The 2866-nt window shown below is 41.8% G+C and carries 3 protein-coding genes and 1 pseudogene; all 4 read left to right on the top strand.

What is annotated here, in order from left to right; all coding sequences use genetic code 11:
- Window positions 1–387, top strand: a pseudogene (tig, locus tag ACH2DQ_RS05710) (trigger factor); the annotation flags it as partial.
- A 52-nt stretch (window positions 388–439) separates the two neighbouring features.
- Window positions 440–1021, top strand: coding sequence for an ATP-dependent Clp endopeptidase proteolytic subunit ClpP (gene clpP / locus ACH2DQ_RS05715; protein ID WP_027296638.1), 582 nt, complete (start codon window positions 440–442; stop codon window positions 1019–1021).
- A 110-nt stretch (window positions 1022–1131) separates the two neighbouring features.
- Window positions 1132–2430 (top strand): ATP-dependent Clp protease ATP-binding subunit ClpX, encoded by a 1299-nt coding sequence (gene clpX / locus ACH2DQ_RS05720; RefSeq protein WP_394912227.1) that lies wholly within the window; start codon window positions 1132–1134, stop codon window positions 2428–2430.
- Window positions 2431–2514: 84 nt separating this feature from the next.
- A partial coding sequence (locus ACH2DQ_RS05725) for an LON peptidase substrate-binding domain-containing protein (protein ID WP_395025916.1) occupies window positions 2515–2866 on the top strand: 352 nt, incomplete at its 3' end.

Consider the following 2866-nt stretch of genomic DNA (forward strand, 5'->3'; position numbering starts at 1 on the left):
ATGGAAATTCCGGATCCAATGGTAGACGGACAGGTTCGTCAGATGGCAGATGATTTTGCAAGAAGAATCCAGTCTCAGGGATTATCCGTAGAGCAGTACTTCCAGTTTACCGGAATGACAGCTGAGAAATTATTCGAACAGATGAGACCGGAAGCTGAAAAACGCATCCAGAACAGCCTTGTGTTAGAAGCAGTTGCAAAAGCAGAAGATATCCAGATCAGCGATGAGAAGGTAGAAGCAGAATTAGCAAAAATGGCTGAAATGTACAAAATGGAAGTAGAAAAACTGAAAGAAATCATGGGCGATTATGAAAAAGAACAGATCAAAAATGATTTAGCGATTCAGGAAGCAGTAACTATGGTTACCGAAGCTGCAAAAGAAATCTAATCAGACTTTTGGTGAACACATATATTATAGAAGATAGACAGGAGGAGTCATCATGAGCTTAGTACCTTATGTCATTGAACAGACAAGCAGGGGTGAGAGATCCTATGATATCTATTCAAGATTATTAAAAGACAGAATTATCTTTCTCGGTGAGGAAGTAAATGATGTCAGTGCTAACTTAATTGTTGCACAGTTGTTATTTTTAGAATCAGAAGATCCTGGAAAGGATATCCACCTTTACATTAACAGTCCGGGTGGTTCCGTATCATCCGGGTGGGCAATCTATGATACGATGCACTATATTAAATGCGATGTTTCTACTATTTGTATGGGCATGGCAGCCAGCATGGGAGCATTTCTGCTGGCAGGCGGTGCAAAAGGTAAGAGATTTGCACTTCCGAATTCACAGATCATGATTCACCAGCCATCCGGCGGTGCACAGGGACAAGCAACCGATATTAAGATTGTTGCAGATCAGATCTTAGGTACAAGAAGAAAATTAAACGAGCATCTTGCTGCAAATACGGGTCAGCCCCTTGAAGTTATCGAAGTGGATACAGAGAGAGATCACTATATGAGTGCAGAAGAAGCAAAAGCATACGGCATCATTGATGATGTCATTGCAAATCGTTAGACGATGCATGAAGATAAGGCTCCTGCTCTGTGAGTGGGAGTCTTATATAGATTTGGAAGTTATAAAAGGGCTGTTCTTTGCAGCCAAAGAAATCATTATGAGGTGGAAAGATGGCAGGGAAATATGCAGAACCGAAAGTTCGGTGTTCGTTTTGCAACAAATCAGAAGATCAGGTTCGAAAACTGATTGCAGGGCCCAGCGGGGTATATATCTGCGATGAGTGTATTGAAATCTGTTCTGAAATTATCGAAGAGGAATTAGAAGATGATTTCGGAATGGACAACGGGGACGAGATTAATCTCATGAAACCCGAAGAAATAAAATCATTTTTGGATGAATATGTAATCGGACAGGATGATGCAAAAAAAGCGTTGTCCGTAGCAGTTTATAATCACTATAAGAGAATTATGGCAGGAAAAGATCTTGGTGTAGAGCTTCAGAAAAGTAACATCCTGATGCTTGGACCAACCGGTTCCGGTAAGACACTATTGGCGCAGACACTGGCAAAATTATTAAATGTACCCTTTGCCATTGCAGATGCGACCGCATTGACAGAAGCAGGATACGTTGGAGAAGACGTTGAAAATATTCTGCTTAAAATCATTCAGGCAGCAGATTACGATATTAACCGTGCACAGTACGGAATTATTTATATTGATGAGATAGATAAAATTACAAGAAAATCAGAAAATGCATCCATTACCAGAGATGTATCAGGAGAAGGTGTGCAGCAGGCACTGTTGAAGATTCTGGAAGGAACCGTTGCAAGTGTTCCGCCTCAGGGGGGCAGAAAACATCCCCATCAGGAGTTGATCCAGATCGATACAACCAACATCCTGTTTATCTGCGGTGGAGCGTTTGAAGGACTGGACAAAATCATTGAAACCCGTATGGATACTAAATCAATGGGATTCAATGCTCAGATAGCAGACAAGAGAGAAAAAGACATCGGAGAAATCCTGCGTCATGTACTTCCACAGGATTTTGTAAAATTTGGTATGATACCGGAAATTATCGGACGTGTGCCGGTAACTGTTTCACTGGAAGCATTAGATAAAGATACCCTGATTCGCATCTTAAGAGAGCCGAAAAACTCTATTATCAAACAGTACAAGAAGCTGTTTGAACTGGATGGAGTTGATCTGGACTTTGATGAAGGGGCAGTAGAAGCAATTGCTGAAAAATCCCTTGCCAGAAAAACCGGGGCCAGAGGACTGCGTGCTATCCTTGAAAAATCCATGATGGATCTGATGTATACCGTTCCTTCCGATGAAACAATTGAAAGATGCGTAGTAAATAAGGAAACCATTGAAGGTACAGGTGATCCCGAGATTATGCACAGGGATGAGAGAGCGCTGCCATCAAAAAGTGCGCGCAGAAAACTAAAGATAAGTTCAGAGACTGCGTAGGGCGTGTTTGAAAACGTATTGCACAATTGGTGACGTCCATTCTATTTATCGGAATTCACGCAATACTGTACTAGAGGGATAAAAATGAGTGAAATATTAAAGAATATACCGGCGGTTGCCCTACGGGGAATGACCATTTTACCTGCAATGATTGTGCATTTTGATATCAGCAGGACCAAATCGATCAGAGCCATAGAAGAAGCAATGCTAAAAGAACAGAGGCTGTTTGTAGTAACGCAGAAAGACCCGGATCTGTCTGATCCCGAATTGGATGATTTGTATCATATCGGGACGATTGTTGAGATAAAGCAGGTAGTAAAATTGCCGCAGAATATATTCCGTGTCCTGGCTGAAGGGCTGGAACGTGCCGAACTTCTGGATTTAACAGAGACAGAAGAATATCTGGTGGTTGATGCAGGCACTTTTTCCCAGGAAC

Source organism: Robinsoniella sp. (assembly GCF_034124845.1).